This is a genomic window from Cellulomonas sp. KH9, from assembly GCF_900114185.1.
In the GTDB taxonomy this organism is placed as follows: domain Bacteria; phylum Actinomycetota; class Actinomycetes; order Actinomycetales; family Cellulomonadaceae; genus Cellulomonas.
Genome location: NZ_FOSE01000005.1, coordinates 1 through 15,833 on the forward strand (window position 1 = coordinate 1; position 15,833 = coordinate 15,833).

The window sequence follows — 15,833 nt, forward strand, 5'->3', positions numbered from 1 at the left end:
CCCCAGCAGCCCGACCAGCCCGACCGCGACGTCGGCGCTGTGCGTGATCGTCCACCGCGACGTCCCGTCCCCGGGCACGACGACCTCCAGCCCGCGGCGCATCCGGTCGACCACCGTCCAGCCGCCGTCCATCGGCACGAGCGTCGCGTCGTAGGTGTGCGACGGGCGCACGATCGTCATCGGCAGGCCCGTGTCGCGGTACGCGCGCACGAGCAGGTCCTCGCACGCGATCTTGTTGCGGGAGTACTCCCAGAACGGGTTGCGCAGCGGCGTCGACTCGACGACCGGCAGGTGGGTCGGGGGCGTCTGGTAGGCCGACGCGGAGCTGATGAACACGTACTGCCCGGTGCGCCCCGTGAACAGGTCGAGGTCCGCCTGCACGTGCTCGGGGGTGAACGCCGTGAACTCCACGACGGCGTCGAACTCCAGGTCCCCCAGCGCGGCGCGCACGGACTGCGGGTCGCGGACGTCGGCGTGGATCACACGGGCGCCGTCGGGCACCGCACGCTTCGTCGACTGCCCGCGGTTGAGCAGGGTGAGCTCGACGCCCTCCGCGACGGCCCGCCGGGCCGCCTCCGTGCTGATGATGCCGGTCCCACCGATGAACAGCGCGCGCAGTGCCATGGCTCGCAGGATACGGAACAGGCCCGCCGATCACCGGGTACGCCGCGCAGGACCGCTGGCGCGCCGCCCACCCGGCACACCCTGGGCGACGCGGCTACCGTGCAGAGATGAAGCGCTCGTTGCGGACGGCGCGGTCCGCCGTCGTGGCCCTCGTCGCCGCGCTCGCGCTCGTCCTGCCCGGCGCCGGTGCGGCCTCCGCCCACCGGCCGCCGGTGGTCTACGACGCCCTCGGCGACTCGTACGCCTCCGGGTACGGCGTCCCGCCCTACGCCGACTGCGGCCGCTCGCAGAGCGCCTACGCCGTGCAGCTCGACGGACGTCAGCGCGTGCGGCTGGACGACTTCGTCGCGTGCGCGGGCGCCACCACGGCGTCCCTGGTCACCGGGGGTCAGCTCGCCGCGCTCGACGCCGGGACGGACCTGGTGACGTTGACGATCGGCGGCAACGACGTCGGCTGGTCCACCGCGGTCGTGGCGTGCCTCGGCGGCAGCGACGCCCAGTGCGCGGGTGCGGTCGCCGTCGTCGACGCCCGGATCACCGGTGAGCTGCCTGCCCTGCTCGACACCGTGTACGCCCAGGTCGCCGCAGCAGCCCCGCACGCCCGCGTCGTCGTCACCGGCTACCCGCGGCTGTTCTCCCCCGAGCACGGCGCCTACCTCGCCGCCTCGCCGGAGGAGCTCGGCAGCCTCAACGCCGGTGCGGACACCCTCGACACGGTGATCGCCGCCGCAGCCGCCCGCGCGGGGTTCCGGTTCGTCGACGTGCGCCAGCGCTTCGAGGGGCACGGGGCGAACTCCCCGGACCCGTGGATCCTGGGGCCGACGGACCCCGGGGCGTTCCACCCGACGCTCGAGGGCTACGAGGCCTACACGGCCGCCGTCGGCTCGGCGCTGGGCCCCGACACGCCGGGCTGCGGCCGGCACCACCGGTGACGCGCCGACCTACCGGATGACCCGGACCTCCTGGGGCCACCCGCACCCCTCCGCGACCCGGCCCGCCCACATCTTGGCCGTCGCCAGGTCGGGCACGTCGATGACCGTGATCCCGCCCAGCTGCTCGGTGGTCTCGGTGTAGGGCCCGTCGGTGATCGACAACGTCCCGCTCGTCGCGTCGGCGCTGAACGCGTCGGCCAGGTCCTCCTCGAGCCCACCGGCGAAGACCAGGACCCCGGCGGCCTCCATGTCACGCACGACCGCCGTGCTGGGCTCCACGCGGGACCGGAACCACTCCGCCGGGTGGTCGCCGACCCACTGCTGGTGGAAGTAGATGGCGTACTGCGTCATGTCGCGCCTCCTGTGCCGCCTGTTCCCGTCACCACCCTGACGGGCGGGACCCGCCGGATTCGACAGGACGGCGGGGACGAGTCGTGGCCCCCGCCCTACCGACGCGCGAAGGTCAGGTGCACGACGCCGGACGGCGACGGTATCGCCTCGATGCTGAAGCGCTCGTCGAGACCCTCCAGCCCGTCCCACAGCCGCTCGCCCCTGCCCAGCAGGATCGGCACGAGGACGAGGTGCATCCGGTCGATCAGGTCCGCCGCGAGGAACTGGCGGACGGTGCTGACACCGCCGCCGATCCGCACGTCGAGGCCGCCGGCCAGGTCGCGGGCGAGCGCGAGCGCGTCGACAGGGTCGGCGTCGACGAAGTGGAACGTGGTGCCACCCGCCATCTCGAGCGTCGGCCGCGGATGGTGCGTCAGCACGACGACCGGGGTGTGGAAGACGGGGTCGGGGCCCCACCACCCCGTCCACTCCTCGTCGAGCCACGGGCCGCGCTGCGGGCCGAACTTGTTGCGGCCCATGATCTCCGCGCCGACCCCGGTCCCCCACGAGCCGGCGAACGCCTCGTCGACACCGAAGGAGCCGTCCGTCACCCCGTGCAGGCCCATCGCGCGGAACGTGGGCGTCTCGAAGGCCCACTCCATCAGCCGCTGGCCGGCGTGCCCGAAGGGCGCCTCGAGCGACTGGCCCTCACCCGTGCCGAAGCCGTCGAGCGAGACCGAGAAGTTGTGCACGCGGACGAGGGACATGTCAGCTCCTGACGTGGCGGCGACCGTCGCTACCCGTATGGACGAGGGCTCCCCTGGACGGTAGCGGCACGACGTGACGCCCGTCACTGCCGTATCCGGAAGATAGTTGTCGTTTCATTCATTGACGGGACATGGACACTCAGAGGATCGGCATCGTCATCAGCTCGTCGCGCCCCACCCGGATCGGCCCGAAGGTCGCCCGGTGGGTCAGCACCCTCGCCCCCGCGGGCGCCGACGTCGAGATCGTCGACCTCGCCGAGATCGACCTGCCCTTCCTCGCGGAGCCCGAGCAGCCGGCCACCGGCAGCTACTCGATGCCCAGCACGACGGCCTGGTCCGAGCGGGTCCGCAGCTACGACGCCCTGATCCTCACCGTGCCGGAGTACAACGCCGGCTACCCCGCCGTGCTGAAGAACGCGATCGACACGCTGCACGCCGAGTGGAAGGGCCTGCCCATCGGCGTCATCGGCTACGGGTGGGGCGCCGCGGCCGGCTCCGTGCGTCAGCTCGGTGAGGTGCTCGAGCGGGTGCAGGCCGTGACCCTGGCCGGCCCGGGCCTGCGCTTCGGCCAGGACCTCACGCCCGAGGGCGAGGTCCTGGAGGCCGCCCCTGCCGACGACGTGCGCGGCCTCTACGACCAGGTCCTCGCCGCCGCCCGCGAGAGGGTCCCGGCCTGATCCGACCCCCGCCGGATCCGACCTGACCGCCGGACCCGGCCCGCAGCCGGATCCGGCCCGCAGCCGGACACGCTTCGTGGCATCCACGCGAGCAACCTGCAACGCTCGCACTGTTTGTGTTGCAGGTTCGGCACCACGACGCAAAGAACGTTGCACCGCCCGCCCACGGCTCCGCCAGCGGGATCGAGGTGCCGGGATGCAGGAGCTGTCCGCTGCTGACGGCGAGGCTCGCCTCAGCGCCCTTCCTCGGCGACGGCGCGGAACAGGCGCTCGTAGTCGTCGACCATCCGGTCGGCCGAGAACCGCGCCACGGCGTCGCGCCGGCAGGCGGCCCGGTCGAGCAGGGCGGCGTCGGCGACGGCCGCGACGGCCGCGGGCAGGTCGGCGACGAGGAAGCCCGACAGGCCGGGTCGGACGATCTCGGGCATCGACCCGCGCGCGAAGGCGATCACCGGCGTACCGACCGTCATCGACTCGACCACGGACAGGCCGAACGGCTCGTCGAAGTCGATGAGGTGCAGCAGCGCGCGCGCCCCGCCGAGCAGCCTGTCCCGCTCACCCGGGCCGACGGGCCCGACGTACCGCACGCGGTCGCCGTCGACGTGCGGGAGCACCTCGCGGCGGTGGTAGTCGGCGTCGTGGACGACACCCGCGATGACGAGCGGCATCCCGGCGCGACGGGCGACCTCGACGGCGGCGGCGGTGCCCTTGTCGGGGTGGATCCGGCCGAGGAACAGCAGGTACCCGCCGTCGCCCGCGCCGGGTGTGAACGCGTCGACGTCGATCCCGTGGTGGATCGTCGCGGCGTAGGTCAGGTCGGGGTGCCGGTCGGCGTCGCTGATCGCGACGTAGCGCGCGACGTCGTCGTACGCGCGGTAGACCGGCACGATCCGCTCGGAGGAGAACCCGTGGATCGTGGTGACCACGGGCGTGGCGGTGAGCCTGCTGAACACCAGCGGGAGGAAGTCGAACTGGTTGCTGATGACGTCGAAGTCGTCGGCCCGCTCGAAGACCGCGGCCACGTGCAGGGACTCGGCGACCTTCGCGTCGACGGAGGGGTCCTCCTCGTAGCCCGCCGGAGCCTCGGCGTGCAGCCGGCCGGCGGTGGCGGAGTCGGCGGACGCGAACAGCGTGACGTCGTGGCCCCGGGCGACCAGACCCTCGGTCAGGGTCGACGCCACCTGCTCCCACGGCCCGTAGCCGCGCGGGGGGACGCGGTGGGCGATCGAGGCGAGCACGGCGACTCTGACGTCGGCCTCCCGGGGTCACGGGCAGCGTACGCCTCTCGGGCACGCTGCTACGCTCGCCCTCTCCCCGGATCTGCTCCGGTGAGCCGGCGCCGGACCGACGGCGCCCTCAGGGACGCGGCCTTCCCCCTCGCACCGTGCACGGCAGCACGCTCGCTGCGAACGCACCGGAAAGAGTCCCGATGCCCCTCCGTCTCGGAGTCCTGTCGACCTACCCGTCCACCCCGTGCGGCATCGCCACGTTCAGCGCGGCGCTGGTGAGCCACCTGCTCGCCGCCGGGACCGACGTCGGCGTGGTCCGGCTCGTGGACGAGCCGGAGCCCTCCGTGCCGCAGGTGGTGTGGCAGTGGGTGGCCGGGCAGCCGTCGGGCGCCCGGTCGGCCGCCCGGGCGCTCGACGCCTACGACGTGGCGGTGGTGCAGCACGAGTACGGGATCTACGGCGGCACCGACGGCCAGGACGTGCTCGACCTGCTCGCGCACCTCCACGTCCCGGTGCTGACCGTGCTGCACACGGTGCTGACCACGCCGACACCGAACCAGCACCGCGTGCTGTCCGCCCTGGTCGACCGGTCCGCGGCGCTCGTGACGATGACGACCACCGCCCGCGACCGGCTGATCGCCGGGTGGGACGTGGACCCGGCGCGGGTGTCCGTGATCGCCCACGGCGCCGAGGACAACCGCTCCCCCGGCACCCCCACGTCACGACGCCCGGCCGACGGCCCGCCGACGGTGCTGACCTGGGGCCTGCTGTCCGAGGGCAAGGGGATCGAGTGGGCGCTGCTCGGGCTCGCCGAGCTGCGCCGGCACGCGCCGCTGCCGACGTACCTCGTCGTCGGGCAGACGCACCCCCGGGTCCTGGAGCAGCAGGGCGAGGCGTACCGCGACCGGCTCGTCGCGATGGTCCGTGACCTCGACCTCGCCGGGTCCGTGCGGTTCGACAGCAGGTACCTGCCCGGTGCGGACCTGCGCGCGGTGGTGCGCGACGCCGACGTCGTGCTGCTCCCCTACGACTCGAGGGAGCAGGTGACCTCCGGGGTCCTCACGGAAGCCGTCGCGGCGGGCAAGCCCGTCGTGTCCACCGGGTTCCCGCACGCCGTCGAGCTGCTCTCCAGCGGCGCCGGCCTGCTGGTCCCGCAGCGTGACCCCGGCGCGATCGCGGCCGCGCTCGGGCAGGTCCTCACGGTGGACGGGGTGGCCGAGGCCATGGCAGCCGAGGCCCGGCGCCTGGCCGACTCGCTGCTGTGGCCGGCCGTGGCCGAGCAGTACGTGGCGCTGGCCGCGAGCGTCCAGGACGTCGCGCTGCAGGACGTCGCGCTCCAGGACGTCGCGCTGCAGACCGCCGTCTGATGCCGACCAGGACCACCGTGGACCGCACGGTGCGGCTCGACCACCTGGTGCGGCTGAGCACCCCGACCGGCCTGTTCGAGCACGCCCTCGGCCCGGAGCCACGCGTGGAGCACGGCATGTGCGTCGACGACGTCGCCCGGGCGCTCGTCGTCATGGCACGGGCACCGCACGGCGACCCGGAGGTCGCCACCCTCACCGCGACGTACCTGCGGTTCGTCCGGTCCGCGCAGCGCCCGGGCGGGCTCGTGCACAACCGCCGCACCCCGGACGGGTCGTGGCTCGACGAGCCGTCCACGGACGACCACTGGGGCCGGGCCGTCTGGGCGCTCGGGACGGCGGCGGCACGTGTGCGCGACCCCGGGCTCGCGGCCGACGCGCACCGCGGTGCGGGCGAGGCGCTGGCCGCACGCTCACCGCACGTGCGCGCCACCGCCTACGCGGCGCTCGGCGCGGTCGAGCTGCTGCGCGTCGACCCGCGTCACGCGGGGGCGCACCGACTGCTGCAGGACGCTCGCGACGCCCTCCCCCGGCCCACGTCCGACCCGCGGTGGCCCTGGCCGGAGGCGCGCCTGTCCTACGCGAACGCCGTCCTGGCCGAGGCGCTGATCGCCGTGGGCGACGCGCTCGGGGACGACGGGCTGCTCGCGGACGGGCTCCGCCTGCTGGACTGGCTCGTCACCGTGCAGACCGCCGACGGCCACCTGTCGGTGGTGCCCGCCGGGGGGCGCGGCCCGGACGACGGCCGCCGGGGGTTCGACCAGCAGCCGATCGAGGTCACCGCCGTCGCCGAGGCCGCTGCGACAGCCCTGCGAGCCACGGGCGACGACCGCTGGGCCGTGGTGATCGAGCGGTGCGTCTCGTGGTTCGAGGGCGACAACGACGCGGGCGTCCCCGTCCGGGACGTGGCGACCGGCGCAGGCTTCGACGGGCTGGAGCCGGACGGGGTCAACCAGAACCAGGGCGCCGAGTCCACCCTCGCGTGGCTCGCGTGCGCGCAGCTCGGCGGCCCGCCGCGTCCGACGCCCGCACCGTGAGCGTCGACGCCGCGGACGGGTACGACCCGCCGTGGGTGCGACGCACGGAGCACCTGCTGCGCCCCGACCCGACCCGGGTCGTGGCCCGCGTCTTCCTGCCCGGGCAGGAGATGGCGGGGTCCGGGAAGTCCCGGTCCGCCGGTGTGCTCAGCCGGGTGCTCGCACTCGACGAGGAGGAGGTCGCCCGTGCGCTGCGCGACCTGAGGACGAGGTTCGCGGACCGCCACCACGATCTCGAGGCGATCTGGGACGAGCACTTCGCCCTGGTCCGGCACCGGCTCGCCGGCGCCGGACCCCTCGGGACCGACCGGCGCCGGCTCGTCGGGGCGTACTTCACGCAGGAGTACGCCGTCGAGGGGGCCGCACTGTCCAACCCCTCGATGGTGCCGCACCCGGACCAGAGCGGGCTGCCCGCAGGGTCGACCCGGTTCGTCATGACCGTGCGCGCGACGGGCGAGGGCCACGTCTCGAGCATGGAGCTGCGTACCGGCACCGTCGACGCGGCAGGGGCCGTCAGCCTCGACGCGGTCAGCGCGCACACCCGGCTGCCGGTCGTCACGGAGCCCCGGTTCACGCGCGCCGTGTTCGAGCACCAGCTCGAGGACCTCGCCGCCGACCGTGCGGACGCTGACTTCGTCCTCGCCGCCCTGGGGCCGGAGTTCGACCGGGCCGACCTCGACCGGGTCCTCGACGACCTGCGTGCGCAGCGGCTCACCCGGGGGTCGGCCGTCCGCACGGCCGAGCAGCTCGACCGGGTCGCCGGACGCAGCTACCGCGCGTCGTTCCCTCCGGGGTCCTCGATGTCCTCCCGTGTCCTCACGCCGCAGGGCCCCACCGAGAGCAACGGCATCGAGGACGTGCGCATGGTGAGGTTCGAGGCGGCCGACGGGGAGGTCACCTACCTCGGGACGTACACCGCGTACGACGGGCGCGACATCACCGCCCAGCTCCTGCAGACGCACGACTTCGCCGAGTTCTCGAGCCGACCGCTGAGCGGTCCGGGTGCCCGGAACAAGGGCCTGGCGCTGTTCCCCCGGCAGATCGGCGGACGCTACGTCGCACTGTCGCGCGCGGACCGCGAGAACAACGCGGTCACCACCTCCGACGACCTGCTGCGATGGGACGACCCCGTCGTGGTCCAGCGCCCCGAGCACGGCTGGGAGCTGGTCCAGCTCGGCAACTGCGGCCCCCCGATCGAGACCGAGCACGGCTGGCTCGTGCTCACCCACGGCGTCGGCGCCATGCGCACCTACAGCATCGGCGCCCTGCTGCTGGACCTCGACGACCCGACCCGGGTGGTCGGGCGCCTCGCGCACCCGCTGCTGCGGGCGGTGGGCGAGGAGCGGTCCGGCTACGTGCCGAACGTCGTCTACTCGTGCGGGGCCATGCGGCACGGCCGCAGCCTCGTCCTGCCCTACGGCAGCAGTGACAGCACCGCGCGTGTCGCGGTCGTCGACCTCGACGCCCTGCTCGACGAGCTCCGGGCGGTCGCGCCGGCGGTGTAGCCGGCGGGCGCGTGGGCGTCCGGTTGCCGGCGCACGACCGCCCCCGCACGGACCCGTGCGGGGGCGGTCGTCTCAGACGCAGGCGCCGCCTGCCGGCGTCACCCGACCTTGACCAGCTGCCACTGCTGGTTCGCGCCGTTCCAGTTGGAGTACTGGACGACGTTGCCGCCGTCGGCGACGGACGCGCCCTGGACCTCCAGCGCCTTGCCCGAGTTCCGGTTGACGAGCGACGCGTAGCCGTTGGTGATCGACACGTTCCACTGCTGGTTGCCGCCGTTGTTGTCGGACCACTGGACGACCTCGCCGCCGTCGGCCGTGGACTTGGCGTAGACGTCCAGCACCTTCGACGAGAGCCGGGACTTCACGCGGTACGACCCGTTGCCCGAGCTGACGAACTGCCACTGCTGCTGGTTGCCGTTGTTGCGCGACCACTGCACGATGTCGGCCCCGTCCGCGGTCGACAGGTTGTAGACGTCGAGCGCCTTGCTGGAGTTGCGGTTGACCAGCACGTACCACGCGTTGGTGTCGACGGAGCCGCTGCCGCCGCCGTTGTTGTTGCCGGCATTGAGGGCGTTGAGGACCGAGGTGTAGGCGGCCTTCTTGTTGCCGGAGCCGTCGAACAGCAGCGGGTTGGCGCCGCCGCGCCAGGAGTCGGTGTCCCGCACGCCCCAGACCGTGATGCCGGTGCACCGCGAGACCGCCAAGCACGCCTCGGTGACCTGCCGGTAGGCGTTGGCCTGGTTGGAGCCCTGCTGGATGTCGAGCTCGGTGATCTGCACGTCGACGCCCAGGTCGGCGAACCGCTGCAGGTTCGCCTGGTAGTCGCTGGGCATGCTCGTGCCCAGGTGCGACTGGAAGCCGACGCAGTCGATCGGCACGCCGCGGGACTTGAAGTCCCGGACCATGGTGTAGATGCCGGTGGACTTCGCGTTGATGCCGTCGGTGTTGTAGTCGTTGTAGCAGAGCTTGGCCCCGGGATCCGCGGCACGGGCCGCGCGGAACGCGGCCTCGATCCAGTCGTTGCCGGTGCGCTGCAGGTTCGAGTCGCGCCGCGAGCCGCGCCCGTCGTCGGCGAACGCCTCGTTGACCACGTCCCAGGCGTAGATCTTGCCCTTGTAGTGCGACGCGACCTGCGTGACGTGGTTGAGGAAGGCGTCGCGCAGCGGCTGACCCGACATGCTCTGCATCCAGCCGGGCTGCTGCGCGTGCCAGCCGAGGGTGTGCCCGCGCACCCGCTTGCCCTTGCTGAGCGCGTAGTTGACGATCCGGTCGCCGTTGGTGAAGGTGAACTGGTTGCGGTTGGGCTCCGTGGCGTCCATCTTCATCTCGTTCTCGGCCGTGATCATGTCGAACTCACGGTCGACGATCCCCATGTAGGTGGAGTCGTTCATGCGGCCGGCCGCGATCGCCGTGCCGTAGTAGCGGCCGCGCTCCGCGGCCGACTGGCCCAGCGTCGTCCCGGCCTGGGCGGGGCCGGCCAGGGCCACGGCAGCCGTGGCCACCAGCCCCGCGGTCGTGAGCAGGGACACCGCCCGGCGCACCCGGCCGAACCGGGGTGAGGTCGTGGTCATGTTGTCGCTCTCTCTGGAGTGGGTGGCGGCGCGACGACGCGCCCCGCCCGGTCGGGTGGTGCGGTGGGGCTGGGGTGGTGCGGTGGGGCTGGGGACGTGCGCACTCGATGCGCGGCGGACGACGTCGGCCGCCAGGTGTGATCGTTCACAACCGGCCGTGAGCGAGCGTCCTGCTCACTCGTGGATGTCCGTCACCCTGCCCCGGACTCGCCGTCGGCAACAAGGGCTCCGAGCCCGTCGAAGCGTTTCACCCCGGAGATCGCACGGCGGCCCCCGACCAGCGCCAGTTCCTAGACTCCCCCCATGCCCTCCCTGCAGTCGGTGTACCTCGCCCGGCACGGCCAGACCGAGGGGAACGCACTCGGCCGCTGGCAGGGCCAGCTCGATGCACCGTTGACGGCGCTCGGCCGGGCGCAGGCGCGGGCCGTCGCCGCCCTGCTCACGCAGCAGCCGGTCGACGCCGTCTTCTGCAGCCCCCTCGGCCGGGCGGCGGCCACCGCGCAGGTGTGCGGCGACCGGCTCGGGCTGCCCGTCACGACGCTGGACGAGCTCGCCGAGGTGCACCACGGGTCGATGGCCGGGATGACACCCGAGGAGATGGAGCGCGCCTTCCCGGGTGAGCTCGCCCGGCGCCGCCAGGACAAGTACCGCTGGCGGTTCCCCGGCGGCGAGAGCTACGAGGACGCCGTCCCGCGCGCGGCACAGGCCGTGGCGCGCGTCGCGGCGTCCGGTGCGCAGCACCCCCTCCTCGTCTCGCACGAGATGATCGGCCGACTGCTGCTGCACCACCTGCGCCGGGTCGACGTCGCGACCGCCCTGGCCGGGAACCACCCGCAGGACGTCGTCTACCGGGTGGACGTCGGGACCGGGGAGCTGACGACGCTGCGCGCAGGCTGACCAGCACGTCCGACCCGTGCCGCCGCACGCCACGGACGCGTCCCGGCACCGGTGACGAGGGTCGACGAAAGGTTTCTCGCCCTGGGTGGGCGGCTCATGGACTCGTAACGTCGTCGGTCCATGTCCGACCCGACCGGTCGAGGTGACCGCCATGAGATCGTCCGCTCTTCCCCGAGACTCACGACCTACCGCGATACGGCTGCTCCTGTCCGCACTGGCCGCGGTCGCCCTGGCCTTCGCGATGCTCACCGCCGCTCCCGCGCCGTCGGCGCAGGCGCACGGGTGGATCTCCGACCCGCCCAGCCGGCAGGACCTCTGTTACACCGGTGCCGTGAAGGACTGCGGGCCCGTCCAGTACGAGCCGTGGAGCGTCGAGGCCAAGAAGGGCTCGATGCTCTGCTCCGGCGGCGGCCGCTTCACCGAGCTCGACAACGAGTCCCGGGCCTGGCCGCGCCAGAACCTCACCACCAACGAGACCTTCACCTGGGACATCGTCGCCAACCACTCCACGTCGACGTGGGAGTACTTCGTGGACGGCCGGCTGCACACCACCATCAACGACAACGGGGCGATGCCGCCCAAGCGGTTCACCCACACCATCACCAACCTGCCCGAGGGCAACCACAAGATCTTCGTCCGGTGGAACATCGCGGACACGGTGAACGCGTTCTACCAGTGCATCGACGCGTACATCACGCCGGGCGGCAACCCGGCCCCGCAGCCCACGGCCACCACGCCGGCGCCGCAGCCCACCGCGACCACGCCCGCACCGCAGCCCACCACGACGACCCCGGCACCGCAGCCGGGCAACGGTGCCTGCACCGCGACGGTGCGCGCGGCCAACTCGTGGGGCAGCGGCTTCCAGGGTGAGGTCACCGTGACGGCCGGCAGCGCGGCGATCACCGGCTGGAAGGTCACGGTGAACGGCGCCACGATCACGCAGGCGTGGAACTCCACGCTCAGCGGCAGCACCACCCTCGCCAACGCCGACTGGAACGGCAGGCTCGGGGCCGGTGCCTCGACGACCGCCGGCTTCATCGCCGGCGGGAGCGGCAGCGGCCTGAGCGCCACCTGCACCGCGAGCTGACCGGGACCGGCACCACGACGGCCGGCCGGGGCGGCGACGCCCCGGCCGGCCGTGCGTCCGGGCTCGAGCCAGGCGATGAGTCCGGGGCCCGTCGACGGTCTGCACCGCATACCGCGACGCGAGGAGAGCCGGCTCCGGAGTCGCACATCCCGGAGGTCCCCATGGGCAAGCTGGTCTACGCCGCCAACACCTCGCTCGACGGCTACCTGGAGGACGCGGACGGCGCCTTCGACTGGTCGGTCCCCGACGAGGCCGTGCACGCGTTCTGGAACGAGCACGAGCGGGGCATCGGCACGTCCCTGTACGGCCGGCGCATGTACGAGACGATGCGCGTCTGGGAGGACGACGACTGGCTGGCCGACGAGCCGACCGTGGTCCGCGAGTACGCGGGGATCTGGCGCGACGCCGACAAGGTCGTCTACTCCACGACGCTCGACGCCGTGTCGACCGCCAGGACCCGGATCGAGCGGCAGTTCGACGCCGACGCGGTGCGCCGGCTCAAGGAGGAGTCCGACGCCGACCTCAGTGTGGGCGGCGCGATCCTCGGCGCCGAGGCGTTCCGGCACGGGCTCGTCGACGAGATCGTGCTGATGCTGTGCCCGGTCACCGTGGGCGGCGGCAAGCCGGCCCTGCCCCTCGGCGTGCGGCTGGAGCTGGAGCTGCTGGACACACGACGGTTCGACAACGGGGCGGTGTACGTGCGGCACGCGGTACGGGGCACCGCCTGACGACCTCACGGCTCCGGGCCTTGACCTGGAGCGCGCTCCAGGTCGCAGGCTGCTCGTCATGGACACCACGGACACCCCGCAGCGCACCCCCGAGCCCGTCCTCGGCGCCATGTACTTCGGCACACGCACCGACGAGGCGCTCTCCACCACCCTGCTCGACGCGTTCGTCGACCTCGGCGGACGCTGGGTCGACACGGCCAACTGCTACTGCTTCTGGGAGGACCCGTCGGGCGTCGGCGGGCAGAGCGAGCTGCTCCTCGGCCGGTGGTTCGCCGCGCGCCCCGGCGTGCGGGACCGGGTGCGCCTCGCGACGAAGGTCCGTCACCAGCCGCTCGTCCCGCACGAGTGGCCGTCGTCCTCCGAGGGGCTGTCCGCCGAGGCGATCGCGACAGGCTTCGCGGCGTCCCTCGACCGGCTGGGCCTGGAGTCGGTGGACCTGCTGTGGGCGCACGCGGAGGACCGCGACGTCCCCCTGGCCGAGACGGTCGAGGCGTTCGGGGCGCTGGTCGCGGCGGGGCAGGTCGGCCGGCTGGGTGCGTCGAACCACGCCGCGTGGCGCGTCGAGCAGGCGCGCGCGATCGCCCGCGAGCGCGGGGTCGAACCGTGGTCGGCCGTGCAGCTGCGCTTCTCGTACGTGTGGCCGCGCCCGGGTGTGACGCTCCCCGAGGGCGGGCACCTGCACGCGGAGCGCGACCAGCTCGACCACGCGCGCACCGAGGGCCTCGACCTGTGGGCGTACTCGCCGCTGCTCACCGGCGCGTACGTGCGCGACGACCGTCCGCTGTCGGAGGGCTACGACCACCCCGGCACGCACCGACGGCTCGCGGTGCTCGCGGAGGTCGCCGCCGAGCTCGGCGCGACCCGCAACCAGGTGGTGCTCGCGTGGCTCCTGACGCAGGGCGTCAGCCCGATCCTCGGGGTGAGCTCGCTCGACCAGCTCACCGAGGCCATGGCGGCGCGCGACCTCGACCTGCCCGACGAGGCCCGGGCGCGTCTCGACGCCGCGGTCTGACGGGCGCTGCCACGATGGCTCCCATGACGGGGTACGCACCGGGCGAGGTCGCGCAGCGCACCGGCCTGTCCGTGGACACGCTGCGCTACTACGAGCGTGAGGGCCTGGTCGGCCCGATCGAGCGGTCCGCCGGCGGGCAGCGCCGGTACGACGACGACGACATCGCGTGGATCGGCCTGGTCACGTGCCTGCGCGACGCCGGCCTCGGGATCGCGGAGCTGCGCCGGTTCACCGAGCTGCTGCGCACCGACGCCGGCGCGTCCGACCGCGTCGCGTTCCTGCGGGCGCGCCGCGCCGAGCTCGAGGAGCAGGCGCAGCGGATCCTCGCGGCCGTCGCCGTGCTCGACGGCAAGATCGCGCACTACGCGCAGGAGGTCTGAGCCCAGGAGACGGCCCGAGGGACCCGACCCGGCGACCGCGAGGGTCAGGCGTCGCGCTCACGCACGTGCCACAGCACCCGCCCGTGCTCGTCGGTGGTGACCCTGTCGACGACGAAGCCGCCGAGCTTGGCGAGCACGCGCAGCGACGCCGCGTTCGACTCGCGCACCGTGGCCCAGACCCGTTCCCGGCCCGTCGCGAGGACCGCGTCGAGGACCACGCGCGCCGCCTCCGTCGCGTAGCCGTTGCCGTGCGCGGCGGGCAGCAGCTCGTAGGCGAGCTCGGGCTCCTCGACGGTGCAGCGGCCCACGACCAGCCCGACGTAGCCGACGGGCGCGGCGCCGTCACGCGGCCGCAGGACGTAGACCCCGATGCCGTGCCGGCGCGTCAGCTCGTGCATGGCCGCCATGCGCTGCCACGCCTGGTCGTGCGTCACCGCGCCCCCGCCGCGTGCCGTGAACAGCTCCGCCAGCCACGGGACGTCCGACGGCTCCTCGGGGGTCAGCACGAACCGCTCGGTGTCGAGCCGGTCCGGCATCGGGGAGAAGTCCATCGCCCGAGTCAACACCGCCCGGCGTTGCGCCGACAGGCGTTGCTGCCGACCACTCCCCGGCGCCGGTCGGCCCGGTGTTGACTCTGACACCGTGTGAGGAGGTCCGATGGGCCACATGCTGAGGATCGGGGAGATCGCGCGGGGCACGGGTGTCTCGCGGCGCATGCTGCGCCACTGGGAGCAGCTCGGGCTCGTGGAGCCGGCGTCGACCGACCCCGTGACCGGGTACCGCCGCTACGCGCCCAGCCAGGTCGGCCGGGTGCGCGCGGTCGCGTCCCTGCGCGCCCTGGGGTTCGGGCTCGACGCGATCCGCGACCTGCTCGACGGGGACCTCGACGAGCGGCGCCTGGTCGACCTGCTCCGGACGCGCGAGCAGGAGCTCGTCGCCCAGGTCGACGAGGCGTCACGGCGCCTCGCCGAGGTGCGCTCGCGCCTCGCGACCTTCGAGAGGGGACGGCACACCGTCATGAGCACACTCGAGCTGGCGCCCCTGCCGGCGCTGCGGCTGTGGAGCCTCCGCGCCTCGGTGCGGGACGAGACCGAGATCCCCGACGCGGCACGTCGGCTGCGCGCCGAGCTGCGCGAGCGGCTCGGTGACGACCGCGCCGTCGTGCTGCTGTACGACGGCACCGACGACGACACGATCCTGGTCACCGCCGGCACGTCGACCCCCGTGGACGGGCTCACCGTGGTCGACGTCGCGCCGGTCGACGAGGGCGTCGCGGTGACCTTCGACGGGCCCACCGACGTCGCGGACGCCTGGATCGCCCTCGACGCGGCACTCGCGGACCGCGGCCTGCGCACGGCGGGGGTGTACCGGCAGACCACCGCACCCGACGGCACCGTGACACTCCATGCGGAGGTCCGGCGGGCGGACTGAGGCCCCGCCGGGCCGTCGGGTGACCACTGGTCAGTTGGGAAGGGTTCGGCGGGCTCCAGGTGCTCCCAACTGACCAGTGGTCACCTGCGAGTCACCTACTCGTGCATCAGGCCCCCTGCGAGTCGCCTGCTCGCGCTCCCCACTGACCAGTGGTCACCTGCGAGTCGCCCGCTGGCGCTCCCCACTGACCAGTGGTCACCTGCGAGTCGCCTGCTCGCGCTCCCAACTGACCAGTGGTCACCGCGTTCTCATCAGGCTCCCG

General features: G+C 73.5%; 17 protein-coding genes. 11 read left to right on the plus strand and 6 right to left on the minus strand.

What is annotated here, in order from left to right; all coding sequences use genetic code 11:
• The coding region (locus BMZ16_RS15615) for an NAD-dependent epimerase/dehydratase family protein (protein WP_143082860.1) at positions 1 to 624 on the minus strand (624 nt) is incomplete at its 3' end.
• 107 nt (positions 625 to 731) lie between these two features.
• On the opposite strand from BMZ16_RS15615, the gene BMZ16_RS15620 reads away from it, so the two are divergent.
• Positions 732 to 1,556: an SGNH/GDSL hydrolase family protein gene (locus BMZ16_RS15620; RefSeq protein ID WP_089802224.1), complete on the plus strand. Its 825-nt coding sequence runs from the start codon at positions 732 to 734 to the stop codon at positions 1,554 to 1,556.
• A 9-nt stretch (positions 1,557 to 1,565) separates the two neighbouring features.
• On the opposite strand, the gene BMZ16_RS15625 is transcribed toward BMZ16_RS15620, so the two are convergent.
• Both BMZ16_RS15625 and BMZ16_RS15630 read right to left on the minus strand, forming a co-directional pair.
• The gene (locus BMZ16_RS15625; RefSeq protein WP_089802226.1) at positions 1,566 to 1,907 is read right to left on the minus strand and encodes a YciI family protein; all 342 of its coding nucleotides are present in this window, start codon (positions 1,905 to 1,907) and stop codon (positions 1,566 to 1,568) included.
• A gap of 95 nt (positions 1,908 to 2,002) precedes the next feature.
• Positions 2,003 to 2,653 (minus strand): dihydrofolate reductase family protein, encoded by a 651-nt coding sequence (locus tag BMZ16_RS15630; protein WP_089802228.1) that lies wholly within the window; start codon positions 2,651 to 2,653, stop codon positions 2,003 to 2,005.
• A gap of 131 nt (positions 2,654 to 2,784) precedes the next feature.
• Here BMZ16_RS15630 and BMZ16_RS15635 point away from each other — a divergent pair, with 131 nt between their 5' ends.
• Positions 2,785 to 3,330 carry an NADPH-dependent FMN reductase gene (locus BMZ16_RS15635; protein WP_089802230.1) on the plus strand — a complete coding sequence of 182 codons (546 nt, stop codon included), beginning with the start codon at positions 2,785 to 2,787 and terminating at the stop codon, positions 3,328 to 3,330.
• A 233-nt stretch (positions 3,331 to 3,563) separates the two neighbouring features.
• On the opposite strand, the gene BMZ16_RS15640 is transcribed toward BMZ16_RS15635, so the two are convergent.
• Positions 3,564 to 4,568: a glycosyltransferase family 4 protein gene (locus BMZ16_RS15640; RefSeq protein WP_089802231.1), complete on the minus strand. Its 1,005-nt coding sequence runs from the start codon at positions 4,566 to 4,568 to the stop codon at positions 3,564 to 3,566.
• 191 nt (positions 4,569 to 4,759) lie between these two features.
• Between BMZ16_RS15640 and BMZ16_RS15645 the strand changes: the two genes are divergently transcribed.
• From BMZ16_RS15645 to BMZ16_RS15655, 3 genes are read left to right on the plus strand one after another with little or no spacing between them, the layout of a single operon-like run.
• A complete protein-coding gene (locus BMZ16_RS15645; protein ID WP_089802233.1) occupies positions 4,760 to 5,926 on the plus strand; it encodes a glycosyltransferase in 1,167 nt (388 codons plus the stop codon).
• Entirely contained in the window at positions 5,926 to 6,960 is a 1,035-nt protein-coding gene (locus BMZ16_RS15650; RefSeq protein WP_177199742.1) for a glycosyltransferase, read from the plus strand. Before BMZ16_RS15645 ends, BMZ16_RS15650 begins: the two co-directional genes overlap by 1 nt.
• Positions 6,957 to 8,465, plus strand: coding sequence for a glycoside hydrolase family 130 protein (locus BMZ16_RS15655; protein ID WP_218143376.1), 1,509 nt, complete (start codon positions 6,957 to 6,959; stop codon positions 8,463 to 8,465). The genes BMZ16_RS15650 and BMZ16_RS15655 overlap by 4 nt, the downstream gene beginning before the upstream one ends.
• A 98-nt stretch (positions 8,466 to 8,563) precedes the next feature.
• On the opposite strand, the gene BMZ16_RS15660 is transcribed toward BMZ16_RS15655, so the two are convergent.
• On the minus strand, positions 8,564 to 10,036 hold the full coding sequence (locus BMZ16_RS15660) for a glycoside hydrolase family 10 protein (RefSeq protein WP_089802235.1): 1,473 nt from the start codon (positions 10,034 to 10,036) through the stop codon (positions 8,564 to 8,566).
• A 303-nt stretch (positions 10,037 to 10,339) separates the two neighbouring features.
• On the opposite strand from BMZ16_RS15660, the gene BMZ16_RS15665 reads away from it, so the two are divergent.
• From BMZ16_RS15665 to BMZ16_RS15685, 5 genes are all read left to right on the plus strand, one after another.
• Positions 10,340 to 10,933 (plus strand): histidine phosphatase family protein, encoded by a 594-nt coding sequence (locus BMZ16_RS15665; RefSeq protein ID WP_089802237.1) that lies wholly within the window; start codon positions 10,340 to 10,342, stop codon positions 10,931 to 10,933.
• 151 nt (positions 10,934 to 11,084) lie between these two features.
• Positions 11,085 to 12,020: a lytic polysaccharide monooxygenase gene (locus tag BMZ16_RS19855; protein ID WP_089802239.1), complete on the plus strand. Its 936-nt coding sequence runs from the start codon at positions 11,085 to 11,087 to the stop codon at positions 12,018 to 12,020.
• 161 nt (positions 12,021 to 12,181) lie between these two features.
• Positions 12,182 to 12,748, plus strand: a complete 567-nt coding sequence (locus BMZ16_RS15675) for a dihydrofolate reductase family protein (RefSeq protein WP_089802242.1) — start codon at positions 12,182 to 12,184, stop codon at positions 12,746 to 12,748.
• A gap of 58 nt (positions 12,749 to 12,806) precedes the next feature.
• On the plus strand, positions 12,807 to 13,760 hold the full coding sequence (locus BMZ16_RS15680; RefSeq protein ID WP_089802244.1) for an aldo/keto reductase: 954 nt from the start codon (positions 12,807 to 12,809) through the stop codon (positions 13,758 to 13,760).
• Positions 13,761 to 13,783: 23 nt separating this feature from the next.
• Positions 13,784 to 14,140: a MerR family transcriptional regulator gene (locus BMZ16_RS15685; protein WP_255366749.1), complete on the plus strand. Its 357-nt coding sequence runs from the start codon at positions 13,784 to 13,786 to the stop codon at positions 14,138 to 14,140.
• A 44-nt stretch (positions 14,141 to 14,184) separates the two neighbouring features.
• Here the strand turns inward: BMZ16_RS15685 and BMZ16_RS15690 are convergent, their stop codons facing one another.
• Positions 14,185 to 14,691 (minus strand): GNAT family N-acetyltransferase, encoded by a 507-nt coding sequence (locus tag BMZ16_RS15690; RefSeq protein ID WP_177199743.1) that lies wholly within the window; start codon positions 14,689 to 14,691, stop codon positions 14,185 to 14,187.
• A 106-nt stretch (positions 14,692 to 14,797) separates the two neighbouring features.
• Between BMZ16_RS15690 and BMZ16_RS15695 the strand changes: the two genes are divergently transcribed.
• Positions 14,798 to 15,571, plus strand: coding sequence for a MerR family transcriptional regulator (locus tag BMZ16_RS15695; protein ID WP_255366750.1), 774 nt, complete (start codon positions 14,798 to 14,800; stop codon positions 15,569 to 15,571).
• Positions 15,572 to 15,833: the final 262 nt, after the last annotated feature.

Bases quoted from the DNA above. Each gene is read 5' to 3' on its own strand.
- BMZ16_RS15620 (WP_089802224.1), top strand. From the start codon at position 732: ATGAAGCGCTCGTTGCGGACGGCGCGGTCCGCCGTCGTGGCCCTCGTC.
- BMZ16_RS15625 (WP_089802226.1), bottom strand. From the start codon at position 1,907: ATGACGCAGTACGCCATCTACTTCCACCAGCAGTGGGTCGGCGACCAC.
- BMZ16_RS15630 (WP_089802228.1), bottom strand. From the start codon at position 2,653: ATGTCCCTCGTCCGCGTGCACAACTTCTCGGTCTCGCTCGACGGCTTC.
- BMZ16_RS15635 (WP_089802230.1), top strand. From the start codon at position 2,785: ATGGACACTCAGAGGATCGGCATCGTCATCAGCTCGTCGCGCCCCACC.
- BMZ16_RS15645 (WP_089802233.1), top strand. From the start codon at position 4,760: ATGCCCCTCCGTCTCGGAGTCCTGTCGACCTACCCGTCCACCCCGTGC.
- BMZ16_RS15650 (WP_177199742.1), top strand. From the start codon at position 5,926: ATGCCGACCAGGACCACCGTGGACCGCACGGTGCGGCTCGACCACCTG.
- BMZ16_RS15660 (WP_089802235.1), bottom strand. From the start codon at position 10,036: ATGACCACGACCTCACCCCGGTTCGGCCGGGTGCGCCGGGCGGTGTCC.
- BMZ16_RS15665 (WP_089802237.1), top strand. From the start codon at position 10,340: ATGCCCTCCCTGCAGTCGGTGTACCTCGCCCGGCACGGCCAGACCGAG.
- BMZ16_RS19855 (WP_089802239.1), top strand. From the start codon at position 11,085: ATGAGATCGTCCGCTCTTCCCCGAGACTCACGACCTACCGCGATACGG.
- BMZ16_RS15675 (WP_089802242.1), top strand. From the start codon at position 12,182: ATGGGCAAGCTGGTCTACGCCGCCAACACCTCGCTCGACGGCTACCTG.
- BMZ16_RS15680 (WP_089802244.1), top strand. From the start codon at position 12,807: ATGGACACCACGGACACCCCGCAGCGCACCCCCGAGCCCGTCCTCGGC.
- BMZ16_RS15685 (WP_255366749.1), top strand. From the start codon at position 13,784: ATGACGGGGTACGCACCGGGCGAGGTCGCGCAGCGCACCGGCCTGTCC.
- BMZ16_RS15690 (WP_177199743.1), bottom strand. From the start codon at position 14,691: ATGGACTTCTCCCCGATGCCGGACCGGCTCGACACCGAGCGGTTCGTG.
- BMZ16_RS15695 (WP_255366750.1), top strand. From the start codon at position 14,798: ATGGGCCACATGCTGAGGATCGGGGAGATCGCGCGGGGCACGGGTGTC.